Raw genomic sequence first — 18,836 nt, 5'->3', positions numbered from 1 at the left:
CTTAGTTGTTTTCTTCAGTAAACCAGTGTTCGCGTGCAGCCAAAATCACTTTTTTGGCTTCTTCTTCGTCAACACCGGTAATTTCGACCAATTCGTCAACAGACAATTCGGCCAGATCATCGCGTTGGGTCACGCCTGCTTCGGCAAGCTTGCGCAACATATCTGAATCTACGCCGTCCAGATTGCGCATGTCTTCAGACACTTCGCCCAGTTTTTCTTCTGCCGCGATGGTCATGGTCAGGATGGCGTCGCGTGCGCGGTTGCGCAGGGTTTCAACTATTTCTTCGTCAAAGCCTTCGATGGCGAGCAATTCTGCCGCCGGAACGTAAGCCACTTCTTCCAATGTGGCAAAACCTTCTTCAACTAAAATATCGGCGGTTTCGTCGTCGATGTTCAAGTAGGTAGTGAAGAGGTTGCGGATAACGGCGTCTTCGGCGGCATTGCGCTCATCGGCTTCTTCAACGGTCATGATGTTCAGCTGCCAGCCGGTCAGGATGGAAGCCAGGCGGACGTTTTGACCGCCGCGGCCGATAGCCAGCGCCAGTTGGTTTTCATCAACAATCACGTCAACGGCGTGTTTGTCTTCGTCAATCACGATGCGGCTCACTTCGGCAGGAGACAGCGCGTTCATCACGAATTGGGCAGGCTCGGGAGACCACAAAACGATGTCGATGCGTTCGCCGGACAATTCGTTGCTCACGGCGTTGACACGCGAACCGCGCACGCCGATACAAGTACCTTGCGGGTCGATACGTTGGTCGTTGGCTTTGACGGCAACTTTGGCGCGTTGACCTGGATCGCGTGCTACTTCGCGGATTTCCAACAGGCCGTCTGCAATTTCAGGCACTTCGTTGGCGTAGAGTTTGGCCAAGAAGTCGCCGCTAGTACGGCTCAAAATAACTTGTTTGCGGCCGGTATTGCCGATTTCGTCCACGCGCAGGAAGAGGGCGCGGATGCGGTCGCCGCTGCGGAAGTTTTCGCGCGGAATCATTTCTTCGCGCGGAATCAGGGCGTCAAGTTTGCCCGCGACGACTTCAACGATGATGCCGTGGCGCTCGACGCGTTTTACGGTGCCGGAAACAATGTCTTCTTTAGAAGCAAGGAACTCGTTCAGGTTTTGCTCGCGCTCGGCATCGCGGATGCGTTGCAGAATGATTTGTTTGGCGGTTTGCGCTGCCTGGCGGCCGAAGCCTTCGTTTGGCAGCTGCTCTTCGTAGTATTCGCCGATTTGGATGGTGGTGCCGGGGATTTCTTCTTGGATTTCCTCGATGGTTTTTTCTACGTCGGGGTAGGTGTAGTCTTCATCGGCAACAATCAGCCAGCGGCGGAAGGTTTGGTATTCGCCGGTATCGCGGTCGATTTCGACGCGCACGTCCATGTGCTCGCGGTCGGCTTTTTTCTTGGCGGCAGTAGAGAGGGCGAATTCAAGGGCTTTGAATACGACTTCCGTTTCAACGTTTTTTTCACTTGCCAGCGCTTCGGCCAGCTGTAACATTTCGCGACTCATTTTCTAGAATCTCCAAGTAATCGGTTTTTAAAATTTAAATTCGGGGCGCAAACGGGCTTTGTCGATGTTGCTCAATTCGATTTGGGCGGTTTTGCCGTCGAAAGAGACGGTAACGATGTCGTTTTCGCAAGATTCGATGCGGCCGATGAAGTTTTTCTGACCATCAATCGGCAGGCGTGTTTTGATTTTGGCGTTCTGGCCGACAAAGCGCACGAAATCGGCGGCTTTTTTCAATGGCCGGTCAAGGCCCGGGCTGGAGATTTCCAAGCGTTTGTAGTCGATGTCTTCAACCATGAACACGCGGCTCAGATGGTTGCTGACAGTGGCGCAGTCTTCGACGGTAATGCCGCCTTCTTTATCAATGAAAATGCGCAAATCGCCTTGCGCGGTCAGTTCGAAATCGACCAGCTCGTAGCCCAAGCCGGGCAGGGTTTTATCAAGAATGCTTTGAATATCCATGCTTCTCCAGAAGTACATAAACAAAAAAATGGCCGCGCGGCCATTTTTCGTGTGATTTGAAAAATTGGCCTATTATAACTGTTTTCCAGATAAAAGAAAAGCGTTGATTTGGCGTGGATTTTTTGAAGTGATTGCTTAAATGGAAGGGGAGGGGTGAGGCCGTCTGAAAAGGGAATTGTTGACAAGTTTTGATGTGGTGTTTCTGAAATTATTTTGGAAAACAAATAATTGGTATTTCTTTGTTTTCAGACGGCCTTGGATTTCCTGATTTTTCGTGCTTGCACAATGTGCAAGGCGGTTCTACAATTTCTGCATACCCTCCGAATAAGAAAGATGGCCGCTATGTCCGCACACCCGATTTATAATTTTTCCGCAGGTCCTGCCGTATTGCCGGAAGCCGTATTGCGTACCGCGCAACAGGAAATGCTCGACTACAACGGTACAGGTTTCCCCGTGATGGCGATGAGCCACCGTTCGGATATGTTTTTGAGTATTCTGCATCATGCCGAACAAGACTTGCGTCAGCTTTTGAATATTCCGTCCAACTATCAAATCCTGTTTTTACAGGGCGGTGCGACCACGCAATTCAATATGGCGGCTATGAATTTGGCACATGGTTTTGCGACTGCCGACGCGGTGGTAACGGGCAACTGGAGCCGTATTGCCTATGAACAGATGAGCCGTTTGAGCAATGCCGAAATCCGTTTGGCCGCGCATGGCGGCGAGCAATATGCCTATAAAAATCTGCCTGCGGTTGAGGATTGGGATGTCAACCCGAATTCTGCGTTTGTTCATTTTGCGATTAATGAAACCGTAAACGGCTTGCAGTATCAAAACGTCCCCAAACTTTCAGACGGCCTGCCGCCGCTGGTGTGCGATATGTCCAGCGAGATTTTGTCGCGTGAGTTTGATGTATCAGATTACGGCTTGATTTATGCCGGCGCGCAAAAAAATATCGGCCCTGCCGGTGCGACCGTGGTCATTATCCGCGAGGATTTGCTGGAGCGTTGTCCGAACGATATTCCCGATGTGTTCAACTACCGTTCGCATATCAACCGCGACGGTATGTACAACACGCCGTCCACCTATGCGATTTATATGTCGGGCTTGGTGTTCCGCTGGCTGCAAACGCAGGGCGGTGTGAAAAAAATTGAAGCGGTCAATCGAATGAAGGCGCAAACCTTGTATGAGGCGATAGACGGCAGCGGCGGTTTTTACATCAATGATATTCATCCTGATGCGCGTTCCAAAATGAACGTGGTCTTCAAAACCGCAAGCGAGGATTTGGACCGCCGCTTTGTGTTGGAAGCCGAGTTGCAGGGCTTGTGCCTGCTCAAGGGCTATAAAACCGTCGGCGGTATGCGCGCCAGCATTTACAATGCGATGCCGCTTGAAGGTGTGAACGCGTTGGCCGAATTTATGAAAGATTTCCAACGACGTTACGGTTAAGATGAAGATATAAAAAGGCCGTCTGAAACTGGGTTCAGACGGCCTTTTGATTTGAACAAGCCTTATTCGGTCACTTCTTCAGTGATGCTGTCGCGGTAGATGGTGCTGTCGTAAGTCGGCACGGGAGGCGGCAGCAGGTTGTCAAGTGTCAGCGCGGACGGGTTCAGCGTCGGGTAGCCGCTGAAGGTTACGGAATAACCGCCGTTGCCGGTACTGCGGACTTTGGCGTGCGCGCCCAACGGGAAAGTGGTTTTGTTGGTGATGTGGCCGAATGGGAAGCCGGTCAACACAGGAATCTTGGCGGTGCGCGAAATGTGGTTGACGACAGCGGAGAAGTCGTAGCTGGAATCGTACGCGTCACGGATGGTGCCCATGCGGAAATCGCCGAAGATGATGGCGCGTTGTTTTTGCAAAACACCTGACAAATAAAGCGTATTGAGCATGCGCTCGATGCGGTAGGGTTGCTCGCTGACGTCTTCGATAAAGAGGATGCCGCCTTGAATGTCGGGCATGTAAGGCGTACCGGCGAGGGAGGCGAGAACGCTGAGGTTGCCGCCCCATAATGTACCTTCGACGTTGACATCGGCGCGTTGGATGGTTGGAACATCAACGATGTTGACGTTGTTGGTTGTGCCGCGGATGAACGAATCCATGGTAAAGACGCTGGGGTCTGCTTTGCCGAATTCGCTGTACACCATCGGGCCGGCAAAGCTCATCATATTGCCTTTGGCCAACAGGGCGAGTTGGACGGCGCAAACGTCGCTGAAGCCGAAGAACAATGTGCCGCGTTCACGCATTCTGGCGCCGAGTGAGGCAAAGTCGATTTGCGGTAGGATGCGTGCCGCGCCGTAGCCGCCGCGCAAGCCCATGAGGACTTTGGGTGTTTCAACACGGCCGCCGGCAACGTCTTGGAAGTCGGCGGCGCGTTGGGCGTCGCTACCGGCAAAGCGTTGGTAACGGCGGCTGCCTGCCTGTTGGTTGGTCACGGTAAAGCCTGCATTGTAGAGGCGGGTCAGGCCGGTGGTTACGCGGTTGGGGTCTTCGGCAAAGCCTGACGGCGCAACAACGCGCAGGAGGTTGTCGCCGGAACGTGGCGGATGGGGTTGCTTAGGTTGCACGGTTTGGGCTTTCGCGGTGGTGGAAGTGGTTTTGATTTGCGGCGTGGTGGTTGTGCCTGTACCGCAGGCTTGCAACAACCCTGCGCCCGCCGCGGCAGAGCAGGTGCGCAGGAAATGGCGGCGCGTGGTGGAAGTCATTGAGGTTTTCCTTTCGTTATATGTTCAGACGGCCTGAAGCTTGGCGTGTCGGACCTTGCAGGCCGTCTGAAAGTTTAAGCGATTAAGTTTTTGATTTGTTCCGGCCAATTTTCGGGCAGGGTCATGCCGTGTTCGCGGACGGGCGCGGCCCAAATCGGTGCAGGGAAGTTGGCGTCGTTTTCAAAGCGGGCGATAACGTGCCAATGCAGGTGGGGCACAACATTGCCGAGGCTGGCCAAATTGATTTTGGCCGGGCGGAAGACCTGGCGCATTGCGGCTTCAACCTGATACACCATTTCCATGATTTCGTTGCGTTCGGCAGGGGAAAGGTCGGTCATCTCGGAAACATGGTTATTCCAAATCACACGGCAGAATGCCGGTGCGCCGGCTTCATTGTGGACGGCGATAACGCGCAGGTTTGGCGTTTGCAGCAAAATATCTTCGTTGTCGGCAGTGCAGATGGGGCAGGTCATGGGTTTTTCTTTCTCAGTCTGAATAGGAATCGGATGATTTCAATCAGGATTTTTAGAACAAGGTAAATGGCAGTCAGAGATATGAATGCGAAAAGCCACGGTTTAGGTATAAACCACCAAAATAAATAGGAGGGCGTGATTAAGTCGTCACATTCTTCTGCACTCTCAATGTGATCGCACAATCCAAAGTTAAAATAATCATTGACATCATGAAAGGGCGAATAGGCGAACATAAGTGCTTTTGGCGTCACACAAATCAATGCAATGATAGCAATCCAAAAGAATAGTTTGAGATATTTGAGTACAGTCATGGGTGAAGTGTTATAAAAATTTTGCTGCGCCTCGGTTGGCAAGCTCGTCGGCTTTTTCGTTTTCTGGGTGTCCGGCATGGCCTTTTACCCACGTCCAGCGGACATCGTGCTGTTGAACCAAACTATCCAGCTCTTTCCATAAATCGTCGTTTTTAACCGGTTTTTTGGCGGCGGTTTTCCAGCCGTTTTTTTTCCAACCGTGTATCCAGCTTTCCATGCCGTTTTTGACGTATTGCGAGTCGGTGCAGATGACGACTTGGCAGCGGCGTTTTAGGGATTTCAGACCTTCGATGACGGCGGTCAGCTCCATGCGGTTGTTGGTGGTTTCGGCCTCGCCTCCGAACAATTCTTTTTCGTGTGTGCCGTAGCGCATAAATACACCCCAGCCGCCTGCGCCGGGGTTGCCTTTGCATGCGCCGTCTGTGTAGAGGTAAACGGGTTTATCCATGGGCATGTCTTTGTCGAATAAGGCGGTATCATAACATAAGGCCGTCTGAAATATCGGCAAATACGGTTTGCGCGTGTAAAATACCCTGCACTTTATCACTCGTATAGAAAGCAGGCAGATATGGGATTGTTCAGCGGCCTTTTGGGCAATGCTTCGCAAAAAGACGCCGATGCGGTGGAACGCGATTTGGCGAATATCCTGATTGATGGCGAACAGGTAAGAATGGCATTCAGCCTGGTGCGCGATTTGATTGTGTTTACCGAATATCGGCTGGTGTTGGTGGACAAGCAGGGTTTGACCGGCAAGAAAGTGTCTTACCGTTCGATTCCGTATCGTTCCGTATCGCGCTTTTCGGTGGAAACCTCGGGTCATTTCGATTTGGATGCCGAACTGAAGATTTGGATTTCTTCTAGCGAGGCGCCGACCGAAACCTTGCAGTTTAAAAGCGACAAGAGCGTGATTGCCATTCAGAAAGCCTTGGCAGAAGCCGTGTTGAAACCGTCAAAATAGAAAGGAAATATGATGAGCGAACAGCAAGAATTGTTTTGTTACAAACAGATGCCTGTGTGGACGGCGGACGAGATTCCCGAAGCCTTGTTGTCCAAACACAATACCGCCGCCGGTACTTGGGGCTGCCTCAATGTCCTCCAAGGCCGTCTGAACTTCAATGAATTGGACGAGGCGGGCAATATTACGGCCACGCACGAGCTGACGCCTGAGAGCGGCGATTGGATTATCCATCCGCAAGCATGGCACTTTATCACGCCGCAAACGCAAGACACGGAAATCCAACTGTCGTTTTACTGCGAGGCGGCGGACTATTTCAATAAGAAATACGGCATGAGCGCGACGCATTCGGCCGTCCGCGCCGCCGAAGGCATCGTGCCTGTCGGCAAGGTTTTGGATATGGGCTGCGGCCAGGGCCGCAATGCGCTGTATCTGGGTTTGAAAGGTTTTGACGTTACCGCTGTCGATAATAATCCCCATGCGGTTCAAAACGTGGAAGAGCTGGCGCGTATTGAAGAGTTGAATGTCCGCGCGTTTGAATACGACCTCAACGCCGCCAATATTCAGGAAAACTTCGATTATATGGTGGCGACCGTGGTGTTTATGTTCCTGATGCCGCGTTACGTTCCTGATGTGATTGCCAATATGAAGGAACACACCAACCCCGGCGGCTACAACCTGATCGTGTCTGCGATGGATACGGAAGATTTCCCTTGTCCGATGCCGTTCCCGTTCAAATTCAGCGAAGGCGAGCTGCGTGAATACTATAGGGATTGGGAATTGGTGGAATACAAGGAAGAGCTGGGTTCGATGCACGCGAAAGACGAATTCGGCAATCCGATTCAGTTTAAATTCGTTACCATGCTGGCGAAGAAACCGGAATAAAGGTTTTACCGTAAAAAGGCCGTCTGAATTCAGTTTTCAGACGGCCTTTGTCGTAATCAATCGACAATCCTTTTGCCCAAAATCACGACGTCTGCCAACATGGTTTCTAAATCGCAGACTTGCGGCAGCCGCCCCCATTCTTCAAAACCGAAACGGTGAAACAGGTTCAGGCTCGGATAGTTGTGGCCGAACACAAGCGCGATGACGTTGCGGATGCCTAAGGACGGCGCGCGTTCGAGCATGTGCCGCAACAGGATTTTGCCCACGCCTGCGCCGCGCATATCGTGGCGGACATAAACGCTGACTTCTGCGCTGATGTGGTAGGCGTAGCGCGGATGGTAGTCGCTGAAACTGCCCCAGGCCAATACAGTGCCGTCGGTATCGTAAAGGGCGTAGATCGGGCGTTTGTCCGTGTGTGCGGCAAACCACATTTCACGTTCGGCAACCGTGGTCGGCGACAAATCGGCCGTGGATTGGCGCGTGGCCACGGTGCTGTTGTAAATATCGACGATGGCGGGCAAGTCTTGGCGCAGGGCAGGGCGGATGGTGTATTGCATTTCAGACGGCCTGTTATTGAATCAGTTTGGAGATGGTCTTAAAGGCCGGATGTTTGGCATCGCCGAGCAGTTGGAACAAAATACTTTCGACATTGGAAACGGTAATGCCCTGACGGCTCAGTTGCGCCAAACCATTGTTGCGGTTGGCCGTTGTGCGTGAGGCGGTGCATTCAAAAGGCAGGGATACGGCGTAACCTTGCGCCTTCAAATCCAAGGCCGTCTGAAGCATACAGATATGCGCTTCCGCACCCACTAAAATAACGTTTTTGATGTCGTTTTTGCGTAAGATTTCCTGAATTTCGGGTAAAAACGCCGAAAATCGGGTTTTCTCGACAACCGGCGTGCCTTCGGGCAACAGCAAAGATACGGCGGACACAGTGTTGCCCAAACCTTTCGGATATTGTTCGGTTACGGCAAAGGGGATGTCCAAAGCCGTCAAGCCTTGAATCAGCAGGCGGCAGCGTTCCAACATTTCGTCCGCACCGGAAAGGGCGGGCAGCAGGCGTTCTTGAATATCGACAATCAGACAAAGCGTATTTTTTGGGTTCATGGCTTTTCCTTTCAGACGGCCTTTACAGCAAAATCGTTGAATCAGAATGCAATCATATAACAAGCCGCTGGAAAAGTATTGCAGCTTGCCCTGTTTTAAAGCCCGAAATTCTTTTAAAATACCGCCTGATTTGAATTGATAGAGACCGACAACATGAATTTATACCAAACCGTCGAACGCGAAGCCGCCGCCGCCTTTGCCGCCGCAGGCATCGCCGACAGCCCCGTTGTTTTGCAGCCAACCAAAAACGCCGAACACGGCGATTTCCAAATCAACGGCGTGATGGGTGCGGCGAAAAAAGCCAAACAAAATCCGCGCGAATTGGCGCAAAAAGTGGCCGAAGCATTGGTGGGCAACGCCGTGATTGAAAGCGCGGAAGTCGCCGGCCCCGGCTTTATCAACCTGCGCCTGCGTCCTGAATTTCTCGCTCAAAACATTCACGCGGCCTTGAACGACGCGCGTTTTGGCATAGCGCAAACCGACAAACCGCAAACCGTCGTTATCGACTATTCCTCGCCCAATCTGGCAAAGGAAATGCACGTCGGCCATCTGCGTTCCAGCATCATCGGCGACAGCATTTCGCGCGTGTTGGAATTTATGGGTAACACCGTTATCCGCCAAAACCACGTCGGCGACTGGGGTACGCAGTTCGGCATGTTGGTCGCCTATTTGGTTGAGCAGCAAAAAGATAATGCCGCGTTTGAGTTGGCGGATTTGGAGCAGTTTTACCGCGCTGCCAAAGTACGCTTTGACGAAGATCCTGCCTTCGCCGACACTGCGCGCGAATACGTTGTGAAGCTGCAAGGCGGCGATGAAACCGTATTGGCGTTGTGGAAACAGTTTGTCGATATTTCGCTCTCGCACGCCCAAGCCGTTTACGACACGCTGGGCTTGAAACTGCGCCCTGAAGACGTGGCAGGCGAATCGAAATACAACGACGATTTGCAACCCGTAGTCGATGATTTGGTCGAAAAAGGTTTGGCAGTCGAAGACGACGGCGCGAAAGTCGTGTTCTTGGATGAGTTCAAAAACAAAGAGGGTGAACCTGCTGCATTTATCGTGCAAAAACAAGGCGGCGGCTTCCTTTATGCTTCCACCGACTTGGCGTGTTTGCGCTACCGTGTCGGCACGCTTCATGCCGACCGCCTGCTGTACGTCGTCGACCATCGCCAAGCCCTGCACTTTGAGCAACTCTTTACCACTTCCCGCAAAGCAGGCTATCTGCCGGAAGATGCAAAAGCCGAGTTTATCGGCTTCGGCACGATGATGGGCAAAGACGGCAAACCGTTCAAAACGCGCAGCGGCGACACCGTAAAACTGGTTGATTTGCTGACCGAAGCAGTCGAGCGCGCTACCGCTTTGGTGAAAGAGAAAAACCCCGAATTGGGCGCGGACGAAGCCGCTAAAATCGGCAAAACCGTCGGCATCGGCGCGGTCAAATACGCCGATTTGAGCAAAAACCGCACCAGCGATTATGTGTTCGACTGGGACGCTATGCTTTCGTTTGAAGGCAATACCGCCCCTTACCTGCAATACGCCTACACACGTGTACAAAGCGTGTTCCGCAAAGCCGGCGAATGGGACACAACTGCGCCAACCATTTTGACCGAACCTTTGGAAAAACAACTGGCCGCCGAGCTGCTGAAATTTGAAGACGTACTGCAAAGCGTGGCAGATACTGCGTATCCGCACTACCTCGCCGCCTACCTCTACCAAATTGCCACCTTGTTCAGCCGCTTCTACGAAGCCTGCCCGATTCTGAAATCAGAAGGTGCAACCCGCAACAGCCGCCTGCAACTGGCGAAGCTGACCGGCGACACGCTGAAACAAGGCTTGGAGTTGTTGGGTATTGATGTGTTGGATGTCATGTAAGTTTTGAAATAAAAACGATGAAAGGCCGTCTGAAACTTTGCAGGTTGCAAGGTTTCAGACGGCCTTTTTATGCTTTGAAAAATATTGTGATACCGTTGATTTTGAGCCTAAGCAGTTTTGAATTTGCTTAGGTAATGTGTTCAGACGGCCTTATCTTTATTTCAAATTGCTTGCCAACAACCAAGCCTGTGCTTCGGCAGCGTCGCTGAAATATTTGGGATGTTGGTTGGTCAAGAGGCTGGAAAGGCGCGCTCCGAGTTTGATCCAAATGTCGTCGGTAATGACGGCAACGCGGCCGAAGTCGGTTTCATGTTGGTTGAGGAATTTGATTTGTTCGACCGCCATATCGATGGTGAAGTCTTTCAGCATGGATAAGTCCAACAGGATGTCGGGCAGATGGATTTTTTGTTTTGCGGCCAACAAGGCTTCTTCCAACTGGCGGAAATCGTCCAAAGTGAACTCGTTGTACAGCGCTACGTTTAAGCCGTAAGATTGTTCGCGGATGGAAATCATGGTGTTCTCCTTGTTAAATTATTGCTTCATCAGAAATTTTTTGATTGAGGCCGGAGTAAAGCTGCTGAACACGCCGCCTGCAACAATGATAACCATGCCGGCGGCTTCCTGCCAAGTGATTTTATCGCCGAAAAGCAGTACGCCGGACAGGGCGGAGAAAACGACGGTCAGGTAGGAAAGCGAGGCAACGGTAAATTTCTTGCCGACCTTGTAGGCGCGGGTCATGGCCAGTTGGGCAATCATGGCGGAGATGCCGATGCCGGCCAGATAGGGCAGGGAAGACACAGTCAGCGGATGCCAGCCTGTGATGGTGCTCCAGACTGCGCCCATAATCAGGCCGGTAAGCGAGAGGTAAAACACCACGCGCCAGCCCGGTTCGCCCAAAAGCGAGAGTTCGCGCACCTGCAAATACGCCCAGCCCGACATGGCGCCGCCTGCCAAACTGACCAGCGCGGCAAATTCCTGTCCGCCCTGAAAAGAGGGGTTGAGCAAGAGGATAACGCCGATAAAGCCCATAACCAAAATGGCTTGGGTGTAAAACGTAATTCTTTCTTTTAAAATGAAAAATGAAAAGATGGCCAGCCAGATGGAAGACGTGTAGTTGAGTGTGACGCCTGTTGCCAGCGGCAGATGCATGACGGAATAAAACGTGCACATCATGGCAAGCGTGCCGATGACGCTGCGGTTGAGATGGGTTTTCCAATATGGCGTAGAAAACGTGTTGCCTTGCGCTTTGGCCATGATGCCTAAGAACAGGGTGGAGACCAGCATGCGCCAAAAGACCAGCTCGCCGCTGGAAAAGCCGAATTGCGTTGAGGCGGCTTTGATGGAGAGGTTCATGACGGTAAAGCCTAGCGCGGCGATAACCATCCAGGCCGAGCCGAGCGGATCTTTTCTGACGGTTTCCATTTGATGGTATGTAAAGCGGTTTTATTAATAAGAGAATATTATACAGGCCAATCAGGCCGTCTGAAAAATATCGTTGGGTTTCAGACGGCCCGTAGATTAAGAAATGAGAATTATTATTGAATAATATGGTGGTTTTTTGTAGAATGAAAGCCCTGTTTTCAAGAAAGGCTTGTTATGAAAGTTGCCAATATTGCTGCCGTATTGCTGTCTGCTTTGTTTTCCGTTGCCGTTTCTGCCGCGCCTTTGGGAGAGGTTTCTTCTGAAAACGGTAAGATTTTCAGCGGCGAAAATTACATGGTCGTTAAGAAAGACATGAAAAAAGGGGAACAGATTAAGCCGCACGATCATCCGGGTTTTAAAACGCTGATTTTTGCCGTTGGAAAAGGAAGCTTTGACGTAACCTTGAATCAGAAGGAAAAACATACGGTCGGAGCAGGCTCGGTGTTGCGGTTTGGCGGTGATGTCGTGATTGAGGCGGTTGCAACGGAAGATGCGGATGTGGCGATTACGTTGATTAAGTAAGCCGATTAATCATAAAAGGCCGTCTGAAACATCATTTTTCAGACTGCCTTGTTTATTCAGTCAACTGTTGCCATTAAGCGCAAATCAAATAGATGAAGCCGGAGCCGAAGATATCTGCCAAGGCGTGAATCAGGAAAAACGGCAGCAGGTTTTTGACTTTGTATTTGTAGAAAAAGTAGTACATCAAGCCGAAAACGACGCCGATAACGGTCGCCCAAAGCATGCCTTGATAAGTATGGAAGGAGATACGCACCAAGGTCGAATAGGCCAATGCCTGCCATTTGTATTTGTCTTCCACGCAGGTCAAGAGGCCGAGGAAGCAGAATTCCTCATAAAAGCCGTTTAAAAGGCCGTAGAGGATGGCCATCGGCGCAAGGGCGGCGAATTTGTCGAAGATGGATAATGGTTTGATGTATTGGAAAATTTCAGTAGTGAAATAATTGTAGCCGCCGCTTAATGAAGTTACCGCATCGGCGGTCAGACCCATCAGGATAAAAATTACAGGTGTCCAAAACAATACGCCTAAATTAAAACGAATCGGCAATTGTTTGAAGTCGAAACGGCGGATAACGAGGTAAATCAGAGCAATAGCAAGCAGCGTCAACTGCAGGCTCATGTTTTCCGAATAAGCCACGCCGGTTACCGCAGTATCTCGCGCCTCTTCGGCAACAGCAGCCGTTTCTACTTGCGGCATCAGGCTGGCGATATAAAGTTGGGTGGAGCGGTAGGCAAATTGACCGAACAGGATGGTGGTTACAATCAGCATGTCAAACCAGCGCAGATTGCGCAAAGGCTCTTTAGGGCGGATGGCGGCGAGAATGCTCATATTCTCCTCTTTGATCTAATAAATAGCGGTGCGCAATAGTTACATAAATATACAAAAATCGTCAACAATTATCACAATAAAACATGAATTAAAAATCAGGCTGTTTCAGACGGCCTGAAGTGCTTCCAAAATGCCGTATTTTCTAAAGGGTTTATCTTCAAAAGTATGGCATAATCACTTTATTGCAAACCAAGGAATCTTATCGTGAGTATTTCTCTGTCCCAATATCTGCTCTACCTGCAATATATGTTGGTAGGTATCGCCATGACCGTTGTTTTTGCCGCCGTATATCTGCGGATTACACCCGTTGAAGAATTGCGCCTGATTAAAAACGGCAACCTTGCCTGCGCCTTATCATTTGGCGGCGCGTTGGTCGGTTTCTGTCTGACACTGGCTTCAAGTATTGCCCACAGCGTCAGCTTCATCGATTTTATCTTGTGGGCCCTTGCCGCAGCCGTGATTCAGATTTTTGTCTATTTCGCCGCCACCATGATGATTAAAGGTGCTACCGCAGAACTCATCGGCAACAATGTCGCCGTCGGTGCGTTATTTGGCGCAGTGTCCATTTCGATTGGCATTTTGAACGCTGCTTGTTTGACTTGATTTTGGGCTTGATCGCAAAAGATGTACTCATCTCAAATCTTGTCTGGAAAAAACAGCGGTAGATTTTTTTGACGGATAATGTCTTATGTCTGATGGTATTAGGGAATGATGAGATTTGGGAGGCATCAAAAAATTCAGACGGCCTGTTATATACAAGGCCGTCTGAAACGTTTTAACTACTTCGTTAAATTAGAATGAGTATTGCAATCTTACACCTGTTTCTCGGGTGCGGTTTTTAGGTTCGATCGCGCCCAATTGAACGAAGCCATAGTCTTCTGTAACGGTGAAGTTTGAATCTTTGACTTTCCAGCCGCGATAGAACGGGGTTAGGGTGATTTTAGAACCGTTAGCGAATTTTTTAGATACAGGTACTTCAACCTCAATACCTTGTCCGCCACCTTGTTTCATTCTGGTTTCTTCTCGATCTGGCTCGTAAGAATACTGGCGGCCCTTAACGGCACGATTGTAGGCAATACGAGGAGAAATCTCAAAGTTTGCAGGAAGGGCAACATTCACACCGGCATTGATTTGCGCATATGTAGTTCGGTTTTTGCGGTCATAATCATCAGGATCGACACGTCGGCTCAAATCTCTCAGAACACGGTGTCCCAAGCCTGCACCGGCAGTCAGGCTAAAGCGATCGTTAATCGGATGTGTATATTCATATAAGGCACGGATATCGTATGCACGACGTGGGGCGTCTTTGAGTGTGGCAGAACCATAACCTGTGGATTCACCAAATCCATTTTGGAAACTTCCTGTGTAATCTGATTTACCACGGGAATAACGGCCTTCCAATTTTGCCGCATGGCGATCGTTGAAACGGTATTTAACCCCTGCATTAATAGACCACAGGTTGCCTTTTTGTTGCATTATTCGGCTACCATCTTGTTCATATTCGCGATAGGTTTCGTTGTAATATTCGCTGCCAACGGTAAATTCAACAGGGCGGGCAGCCTGTGCGCCTACTGCAGCAGACAGTGCCAACACAGCAAGACAGAAATGAGCAGAATTTTTCATGTAAATTCCTTTTAGTTTGGAAAAATCAGTGTGATAATTTAGTACCATTGCATGGCAAAGTTTATAATATTTAATGAATATTAACAATGCCGATGGGGTAATATATTTACTTTTATTAATTTCTTTAATGATTTATCGCAAATATTTGTCTTTTTTATGAGACAGTATGGATAAAAAACCTGGAAAACGTGTAACACTGAGTCGCAAGAGGTTTAATTTCGAATTTTCAATAAGTTAATATTTCTATAGTTATTATTCGGTTTGCGATAAAAGTATATGCAGCCACCCACTCTATTCCCATGCATAAAGACATTTTGAATGTTAATATCGTATGACATTCTATTTATATAAAATAAGTGATATAACCGACCAGGCAAATTGACCTGGCTGCCCATAAGTTATCCCTTCTTCTTAAAATAAGGAACTGCGATGTTCAACTTTATCAAGAAACAGTTTATCGACGTCATCCAATGGCCGAATCCTGACGACAGCCTGCTGATGTGGCGTTTCCCGATTGCCGATGAGGAGATCCAAAACGGTGCGAGCCTGACTGTGCGTGAGGCGCAGATGGCGATGTTTGTCGATGAAGGCGTAACCGCCGACGTGTTTGGTCCGGGGCGTTACACGCTCAATACGCAAACGCTGCCGGTGCTGACCAACTTGAAAAACTGGGACAAGCTCTTTGAATCTCCGTTTAAATCGGATGTTTACTTTTTTAATACCAAACAACAGCTTGCACGAAAATGGGGTACGTCCCAACCTGTTACCGTGCGCGATGCCGAGTTTGGCGCGGTGCAACTGCGTTCGTTCGGTATGTATTCTTACCGCATCAGTGATCCGGCAAAATTCTTCAAAGAAGTCAGCGGTGTGGCGGCGCAATACAGCGGCGTAGACTTGGAAAACCAACTGCGCAATATTGCAGTCACCCAATTGGCGGCCGCGTTTGGCAGCTCCGGTATCCCATTCTTGGACATGGCGGCGAACCAAGTTTTGTTGTCGCAAAAAATCAGCGAATTGCTTGGCGCAGAATTTGCCAAGCTGGGTTTGGCGCTGGAAAACTTTACGGTTGAAAGCATTTCCTTGCCTGCTTCTATCCAGGCTGCGTTGGATAAGAAAATTTCGATGGGCGTTATCGGCGATTTGGGTCGCTACACCCAATATCAAACCGCCGAATCTATCCCGCTTGCAGCACAAAATGAAGGCGGACTTGCCGGAATCGGTGCGGGTTTGGGCGTGGGTGCCGGTATTGGTCAGGCGATGGCGGGTGCCATGTCTGGCATGATGCAGCCGAATGCGCAACAGGCTCAACAAAATGTTCAGCCGGCTGCCGAAGATCCGCAGGCGAAATTGTTAAAACTCAAGTCTTTGCTCGATGGCGGTTTGATTTCGCAAGAAGATTTTGACAAAGCCAAGGCTGAAGTGTTGAAACAGCTGATTGGTTGATCAATTGAAGGCCGTCTGAAAAATATCATTCAAAAGAAGCGTTGAGCTGCTTCTGTGGAAAAGGTTTCAGACGGCCTTTCGAATGATTTGATTAAGCCTGTCCGACTTCAAAAACGTTAAGGCCGTCTGAAACATCCCAACTTATTCTAAAAAAGCAAACCCATGTCTCAAACTCCTTTCTTCAAAACCGACTGCCCAAGCTGCGGCGCACCTGTCGAAGCGCATTCTGCTTCTGCCGTGACGCTGGTGTGCAGCTATTGCAACAGCATGCTGGTACGGCAAGATAACGGCGTTGTCGACTCCGGCCGCGATTCCGCATTGCTGGAAGATTTTAGTCCGCTGCAAATCGGAACCAGCGGCACATTTGTCGCACAACGCTTTACCTTGGTCGGACGGCTTCAGGTGCAATACGACGATGGCGCGTGGAACGAATGGTATGCGCTGTTTGACGACGGCAAGGCCGGTTGGCTTTCAGAGGCGGGCGATTTGTATGTGATGACCATGCCGGTCGAAATCGATAATCCGCCGAGATTTGAAGACACGCGAGCCGGGTTTAGCGAGCTGATTTTTCAAGATAAACGCTATATTGCCTCCGATGTCCGCAACATCAGCTTGAAACATGCGGCCGCGCAGGGTGAGTTGCCGTTTGTTTTGAAAGAGGATGCAGAAAATCGGGTTTCCGACTGGCGTTGCGAAAACCTTTTCATCACGCTCGATTACAGCAGCGAAACACCTGAAGCCTTCTTTGGGCGGATGGTAAACCTAGATGATTTGAAGCTGGAAAACACCCGCAGCGAAGACGAAATCAAAGAAAGCGCAGGCCGTCTGAAAGGCAGTATTTCCTCAGAAAACTGTCCCAACTGCGGCTCGTCCGTCCACTGGGTCAACGGCCTCACCGCCCATCTCAACTGCCCAAGCTGCGGCAGCGAATTGGCAATCGGCAAAGACAAAGCCGAACTCATTACCGCCAACGCCATACGAACGGCGCAGCAAAGCCTGTTTACCCTGCCCGTCGGCAGACAAGGCCGTCTGAAAAATCGCGAATTTTACGTTATGGGCGCAGTCAGATACGCCGAAACCGACGCACAGGAAACATTCGAAAACCTGTTCAGCGGCCTCAACCGTACGCTCACGCCCGAAGGACAATGGTCGGAGTATCTGCTTTACAACCCTACACAGGGTTTCTTATGGTTGGTTGAATCTGATGAAGGTTGGAATATTTCCGAAACCTTGAACGATTGGCCGCGCCTCGACCGCAACCGCCAACCGCAAGGCTATGGCAAACTTTATGACTATGGCGGACAGGTCAAGGTTGCCAGCGGGGCGTTTTATTGGCGTGTCCGAAACGGTGATTTGAACTATTACAGCGATTACCGAGACGGACAAAGCCGTAAGCTTGGCTCCGAACTAAACAGTCATGAAATGGCATGGACTAGAAGTGCCCCAATTGCTTATCGGGAAATTGCAGATGCGTTTAATCTGACCAGCCAAGCTCCGCATTACACTGCAAACATGGCGGCGGACGGCATTGATAAATCATTAAGAATGATAATGACCGCCATCTTGGTTGTCGTCAACCTCCCTGCGCTGCTGACAGGCGATGGCTCTGCCGCACTTACCGTCATCTTTGTAGGATGCTGGTTGTTGTGGAGCATGGGTAAAAAAGACGAGGACGAGGATTAATATGTCAAGAATCACTTACATCATTTTCAGCACCATCATCATCGTCATCTCCATGATCATCAGCTACGGTTCTTCCGACTCCGACGGCTCGCGTATGCACTCCGGCGGCTATTACGGCGGCAGCGGTTTCTCCGGAGGCCATAAATGACCCATGCGCCCGGTAATCATGGCCTATTGGACTTATACGGTTGCGATGAAGCCATCTTAAAAGATGAAGGCCGTCTGAAAACCGCTTTGGTGGCTGCTGCACAGGCGGCAGAAGCCACCATATTGACCGAACATTTCCATACCTTCGGTGGCGCAGGCGGCGTAACCGGCTTTTTACTGCTTGCCGAATCCCATATCAGTATCCACACTTGGCCTGAACACCGCTTCGCTGCTATTGATGTATTTATTTGCGGTGGTATGAAATTGGAAAAAGTGAAGGAAGTGTTGTGCAGGGAGTTGGCGGCAGCAAGGGCTGTTTGGACGGTTGCACAACGTGGCGAAGGTATACTGGACGATGTACAACCATCGATTGAACAATAAAATCTGTTAGGCCGTCTGAAAGCATATTCAATCCGTTTTCAGACGGCCTTAAACCTTGTGCTGATTAAACTGAAATATTGACGTTATATGGAAAAAACGCCTTTTTTTAAAACCGATTGCCCAAGCTGTGGTGCGCCTGTGGAGGCATATTCCGCTACTGCCGTGACGCTGGTGTGTGGCCATTGTCACAGTATGCTGGTTGCTAGAAGCGGTAAGGGGAGGAGCGGATATTTTGTTGCCAATTCTGGGCGTGATTCTGCGTTGCTGGAGGATTTTAGTCCGTTGCAGATTGGAACGAGAGGCGTTTTTGATGATCGGAAATTTACGCTGATTGGGCGATTGCAGGTGCATTACGATGTCGGCGCATGGAATGAATGGTATGTCTTGTTTGATGACGGGCAGACCGGCTGGCTTTCCGAGGTTGGCGATTTATATGCGATGACATGTTTGCTTGCCCAGAAGAGGAGACGGGGGCCGAAAATTTTAGGGGCTGACGTAGATTAGCAGTTATGCTA

21 protein-coding genes and 1 pseudogene are annotated in these 18,836 nt (G+C 50.2%); 11 read left to right on the top strand and 11 right to left on the bottom strand.

Annotated features, from left to right (window positions below; all coding sequences use genetic code 11):
- Position 1: 1 nt before the first annotated feature.
- The gene (gene nusA / locus HMPREF2661_RS07935; RefSeq protein WP_049323862.1) at positions 2 to 1,507 is read right to left on the bottom strand and encodes a transcription termination factor NusA; all 1,506 of its coding nucleotides are present in this window, start codon (positions 1,505 to 1,507) and stop codon (positions 2 to 4) included.
- A 27-nt stretch (positions 1,508 to 1,534) separates the two neighbouring features.
- Positions 1,535 to 1,966: a ribosome maturation factor RimP gene (gene rimP, locus HMPREF2661_RS07930; protein ID WP_070823196.1), complete on the bottom strand. Its 432-nt coding sequence runs from the start codon at positions 1,964 to 1,966 to the stop codon at positions 1,535 to 1,537.
- Positions 1,967 to 2,308: 342 nt separating this feature from the next.
- Between rimP and serC the strand changes: the two genes are divergently transcribed.
- The gene (serC, locus tag HMPREF2661_RS07925) at positions 2,309 to 3,415 is read left to right on the top strand and encodes a phosphoserine transaminase (RefSeq protein WP_070823193.1); all 1,107 of its coding nucleotides are present in this window, start codon (positions 2,309 to 2,311) and stop codon (positions 3,413 to 3,415) included.
- A 62-nt stretch (positions 3,416 to 3,477) separates the two neighbouring features.
- On the opposite strand, the gene HMPREF2661_RS07920 is transcribed toward serC, so the two are convergent.
- From HMPREF2661_RS07920 to rnhA, 3 genes are all read right to left on the bottom strand, one after another.
- On the bottom strand, positions 3,478 to 4,671 hold the full coding sequence (locus HMPREF2661_RS07920; RefSeq protein WP_070823190.1) for an LD-carboxypeptidase: 1,194 nt from the start codon (positions 4,669 to 4,671) through the stop codon (positions 3,478 to 3,480).
- Between the two features lie 74 nt (positions 4,672 to 4,745).
- Positions 4,746 to 5,144 (bottom strand): HIT family protein, encoded by a 399-nt coding sequence (locus tag HMPREF2661_RS07915; protein WP_004519320.1) that lies wholly within the window; start codon positions 5,142 to 5,144, stop codon positions 4,746 to 4,748.
- Between the two features lie 321 nt (positions 5,145 to 5,465).
- Positions 5,466 to 5,903 (bottom strand): ribonuclease HI, encoded by a 438-nt coding sequence (gene rnhA / locus HMPREF2661_RS07905; protein WP_049323866.1) that lies wholly within the window; start codon positions 5,901 to 5,903, stop codon positions 5,466 to 5,468.
- A 120-nt stretch (positions 5,904 to 6,023) separates the two neighbouring features.
- Here rnhA and HMPREF2661_RS07900 point away from each other — a divergent pair, with 120 nt between their 5' ends.
- Positions 6,024 to 6,413, top strand: a complete 390-nt coding sequence (locus tag HMPREF2661_RS07900; RefSeq protein WP_036491598.1) for a PH domain-containing protein — start codon at positions 6,024 to 6,026, stop codon at positions 6,411 to 6,413.
- A gap of 12 nt (positions 6,414 to 6,425) precedes the next feature.
- Complete coding sequence (tehB, locus tag HMPREF2661_RS07895; RefSeq protein ID WP_070823185.1) at positions 6,426 to 7,295, top strand: SAM-dependent methyltransferase TehB; 870 nt, start codon at positions 6,426 to 6,428, stop codon at positions 7,293 to 7,295.
- Between the two features lie 56 nt (positions 7,296 to 7,351).
- On the opposite strand, the gene HMPREF2661_RS07890 is transcribed toward tehB, so the two are convergent.
- On the bottom strand, positions 7,352 to 7,852 hold the full coding sequence (locus HMPREF2661_RS07890) for a GNAT family N-acetyltransferase (protein ID WP_070461353.1): 501 nt from the start codon (positions 7,850 to 7,852) through the stop codon (positions 7,352 to 7,354).
- A gap of 13 nt (positions 7,853 to 7,865) precedes the next feature.
- The gene (locus HMPREF2661_RS07885) at positions 7,866 to 8,402 is read right to left on the bottom strand and encodes an isochorismatase family protein (protein ID WP_070823182.1); all 537 of its coding nucleotides are present in this window, start codon (positions 8,400 to 8,402) and stop codon (positions 7,866 to 7,868) included.
- A 153-nt stretch (positions 8,403 to 8,555) separates the two neighbouring features.
- On the opposite strand from HMPREF2661_RS07885, the gene argS reads away from it, so the two are divergent.
- Positions 8,556 to 10,274: an arginine--tRNA ligase gene (gene argS / locus HMPREF2661_RS07880; protein ID WP_070823180.1), complete on the top strand. Its 1,719-nt coding sequence runs from the start codon at positions 8,556 to 8,558 to the stop codon at positions 10,272 to 10,274.
- Between the two features lie 156 nt (positions 10,275 to 10,430).
- Here argS and HMPREF2661_RS07875 read toward each other — a convergent pair whose 3' ends face one another.
- Both HMPREF2661_RS07875 and HMPREF2661_RS07870 read right to left on the bottom strand, forming a co-directional pair.
- Positions 10,431 to 10,787 (bottom strand): SpoIIAA family protein, encoded by a 357-nt coding sequence (locus HMPREF2661_RS07875; protein WP_063067994.1) that lies wholly within the window; start codon positions 10,785 to 10,787, stop codon positions 10,431 to 10,433.
- Between the two features lie 18 nt (positions 10,788 to 10,805).
- Positions 10,806 to 11,696 carry a DMT family transporter gene (locus HMPREF2661_RS07870; protein ID WP_070823177.1) on the bottom strand — a complete coding sequence of 297 codons (891 nt, stop codon included), beginning with the start codon at positions 11,694 to 11,696 and terminating at the stop codon, positions 10,806 to 10,808.
- Between the two features lie 174 nt (positions 11,697 to 11,870).
- Between HMPREF2661_RS07870 and HMPREF2661_RS07865 the strand changes: the two genes are divergently transcribed.
- On the top strand, positions 11,871 to 12,218 hold the full coding sequence (locus HMPREF2661_RS07865; RefSeq protein WP_036491610.1) for a cupin domain-containing protein: 348 nt from the start codon (positions 11,871 to 11,873) through the stop codon (positions 12,216 to 12,218).
- Positions 12,219 to 12,291: 73 nt separating this feature from the next.
- Here the strand turns inward: HMPREF2661_RS07865 and HMPREF2661_RS07860 are convergent, their stop codons facing one another.
- Positions 12,292 to 13,044, bottom strand: a complete 753-nt coding sequence (locus tag HMPREF2661_RS07860) for a CPBP family glutamic-type intramembrane protease (protein WP_070823173.1) — start codon at positions 13,042 to 13,044, stop codon at positions 12,292 to 12,294.
- A 204-nt stretch (positions 13,045 to 13,248) separates the two neighbouring features.
- Between HMPREF2661_RS07860 and HMPREF2661_RS07855 the strand changes: the two genes are divergently transcribed.
- A complete protein-coding gene (locus HMPREF2661_RS07855; RefSeq protein WP_083324968.1) occupies positions 13,249 to 13,647 on the top strand; it encodes a DUF350 domain-containing protein in 399 nt (132 codons plus the stop codon).
- Between the two features lie 189 nt (positions 13,648 to 13,836).
- On the opposite strand, the gene HMPREF2661_RS07850 is transcribed toward HMPREF2661_RS07855, so the two are convergent.
- Complete coding sequence (locus HMPREF2661_RS07850; protein WP_070823170.1) at positions 13,837 to 14,667, bottom strand: outer membrane beta-barrel protein; 831 nt, start codon at positions 14,665 to 14,667, stop codon at positions 13,837 to 13,839.
- 429 nt (positions 14,668 to 15,096) lie between these two features.
- Between HMPREF2661_RS07850 and HMPREF2661_RS07845 the strand changes: the two genes are divergently transcribed.
- The 5 genes and pseudogenes from HMPREF2661_RS07845 to HMPREF2661_RS07830 form a co-directional block, all read left to right on the top strand.
- Positions 15,097 to 16,110, top strand: coding sequence for an SPFH domain-containing protein (locus tag HMPREF2661_RS07845; RefSeq protein WP_070823167.1), 1,014 nt, complete (start codon positions 15,097 to 15,099; stop codon positions 16,108 to 16,110).
- 162 nt (positions 16,111 to 16,272) lie between these two features.
- Complete coding sequence (locus HMPREF2661_RS07840; RefSeq protein WP_193388262.1) at positions 16,273 to 17,793, top strand: DUF4178 domain-containing protein; 1,521 nt, start codon at positions 16,273 to 16,275, stop codon at positions 17,791 to 17,793.
- Position 17,794: 1 nt separating this feature from the next.
- A complete protein-coding gene (locus HMPREF2661_RS11615) occupies positions 17,795 to 17,941 on the top strand; it encodes a hypothetical protein (RefSeq protein WP_004519337.1) in 147 nt (48 codons plus the stop codon).
- Complete coding sequence (gene speD / locus HMPREF2661_RS07835; protein ID WP_049323966.1) at positions 17,938 to 18,321, top strand: adenosylmethionine decarboxylase; 384 nt, start codon at positions 17,938 to 17,940, stop codon at positions 18,319 to 18,321. The genes HMPREF2661_RS11615 and speD overlap by 4 nt, the downstream gene beginning before the upstream one ends.
- An 87-nt stretch (positions 18,322 to 18,408) precedes the next feature.
- Positions 18,409 to 18,774: pseudogene (locus HMPREF2661_RS07830) on the top strand (DUF4178 domain-containing protein); the annotation flags it as partial.
- Positions 18,775 to 18,836 lie beyond the last annotated feature (62 nt).

The organism is Neisseria sp. HMSC061B04 (assembly GCF_001836705.1).
Classification (GTDB): Bacteria; Pseudomonadota; Gammaproteobacteria; order Burkholderiales; family Neisseriaceae; genus Neisseria.
This window is presented reverse-complemented; position numbering and strand designations above follow the sequence as displayed.

Bases quoted from the DNA above. Each gene is read 5' to 3' on its own strand.
- HMPREF2661_RS07890 (WP_070461353.1), bottom strand. From the start codon at position 7,852: ATGCAATACACCATCCGCCCTGCCCTGCGCCAAGACTTGCCCGCCATC.
- argS (WP_070823180.1), top strand. From the start codon at position 8,556: ATGAATTTATACCAAACCGTCGAACGCGAAGCCGCCGCCGCCTTTGCC.
- HMPREF2661_RS07915 (WP_004519320.1), bottom strand. From the start codon at position 5,144: ATGACCTGCCCCATCTGCACTGCCGACAACGAAGATATTTTGCTGCAA.
- serC (WP_070823193.1), top strand. From the start codon at position 2,309: ATGTCCGCACACCCGATTTATAATTTTTCCGCAGGTCCTGCCGTATTG.
- rnhA (WP_049323866.1), bottom strand. From the start codon at position 5,903: ATGGATAAACCCGTTTACCTCTACACAGACGGCGCATGCAAAGGCAAC.
- speD (WP_049323966.1), top strand. From the start codon at position 17,938: ATGACCCATGCGCCCGGTAATCATGGCCTATTGGACTTATACGGTTGC.
- HMPREF2661_RS07850 (WP_070823170.1), bottom strand. From the start codon at position 14,667: ATGAAAAATTCTGCTCATTTCTGTCTTGCTGTGTTGGCACTGTCTGCT.
- HMPREF2661_RS07920 (WP_070823190.1), bottom strand. From the start codon at position 4,671: ATGACTTCCACCACGCGCCGCCATTTCCTGCGCACCTGCTCTGCCGCG.
- HMPREF2661_RS11615 (WP_004519337.1), top strand. From the start codon at position 17,795: ATGTCAAGAATCACTTACATCATTTTCAGCACCATCATCATCGTCATC.
- HMPREF2661_RS07875 (WP_063067994.1), bottom strand. From the start codon at position 10,787: ATGATTTCCATCCGCGAACAATCTTACGGCTTAAACGTAGCGCTGTAC.
- tehB (WP_070823185.1), top strand. From the start codon at position 6,426: ATGAGCGAACAGCAAGAATTGTTTTGTTACAAACAGATGCCTGTGTGG.
- HMPREF2661_RS07865 (WP_036491610.1), top strand. From the start codon at position 11,871: ATGAAAGTTGCCAATATTGCTGCCGTATTGCTGTCTGCTTTGTTTTCC.
- HMPREF2661_RS07900 (WP_036491598.1), top strand. From the start codon at position 6,024: ATGGGATTGTTCAGCGGCCTTTTGGGCAATGCTTCGCAAAAAGACGCC.
- nusA (WP_049323862.1), bottom strand. From the start codon at position 1,507: ATGAGTCGCGAAATGTTACAGCTGGCCGAAGCGCTGGCAAGTGAAAAA.
- HMPREF2661_RS07885 (WP_070823182.1), bottom strand. From the start codon at position 8,402: ATGAACCCAAAAAATACGCTTTGTCTGATTGTCGATATTCAAGAACGC.
- HMPREF2661_RS07840 (WP_193388262.1), top strand. From the start codon at position 16,273: ATGTCTCAAACTCCTTTCTTCAAAACCGACTGCCCAAGCTGCGGCGCA.
- rimP (WP_070823196.1), bottom strand. From the start codon at position 1,966: ATGGATATTCAAAGCATTCTTGATAAAACCCTGCCCGGCTTGGGCTAC.
- HMPREF2661_RS07870 (WP_070823177.1), bottom strand. From the start codon at position 11,696: ATGGAAACCGTCAGAAAAGATCCGCTCGGCTCGGCCTGGATGGTTATC.
- HMPREF2661_RS07845 (WP_070823167.1), top strand. From the start codon at position 15,097: ATGTTCAACTTTATCAAGAAACAGTTTATCGACGTCATCCAATGGCCG.
- HMPREF2661_RS07860 (WP_070823173.1), bottom strand. From the start codon at position 13,044: ATGAGCATTCTCGCCGCCATCCGCCCTAAAGAGCCTTTGCGCAATCTG.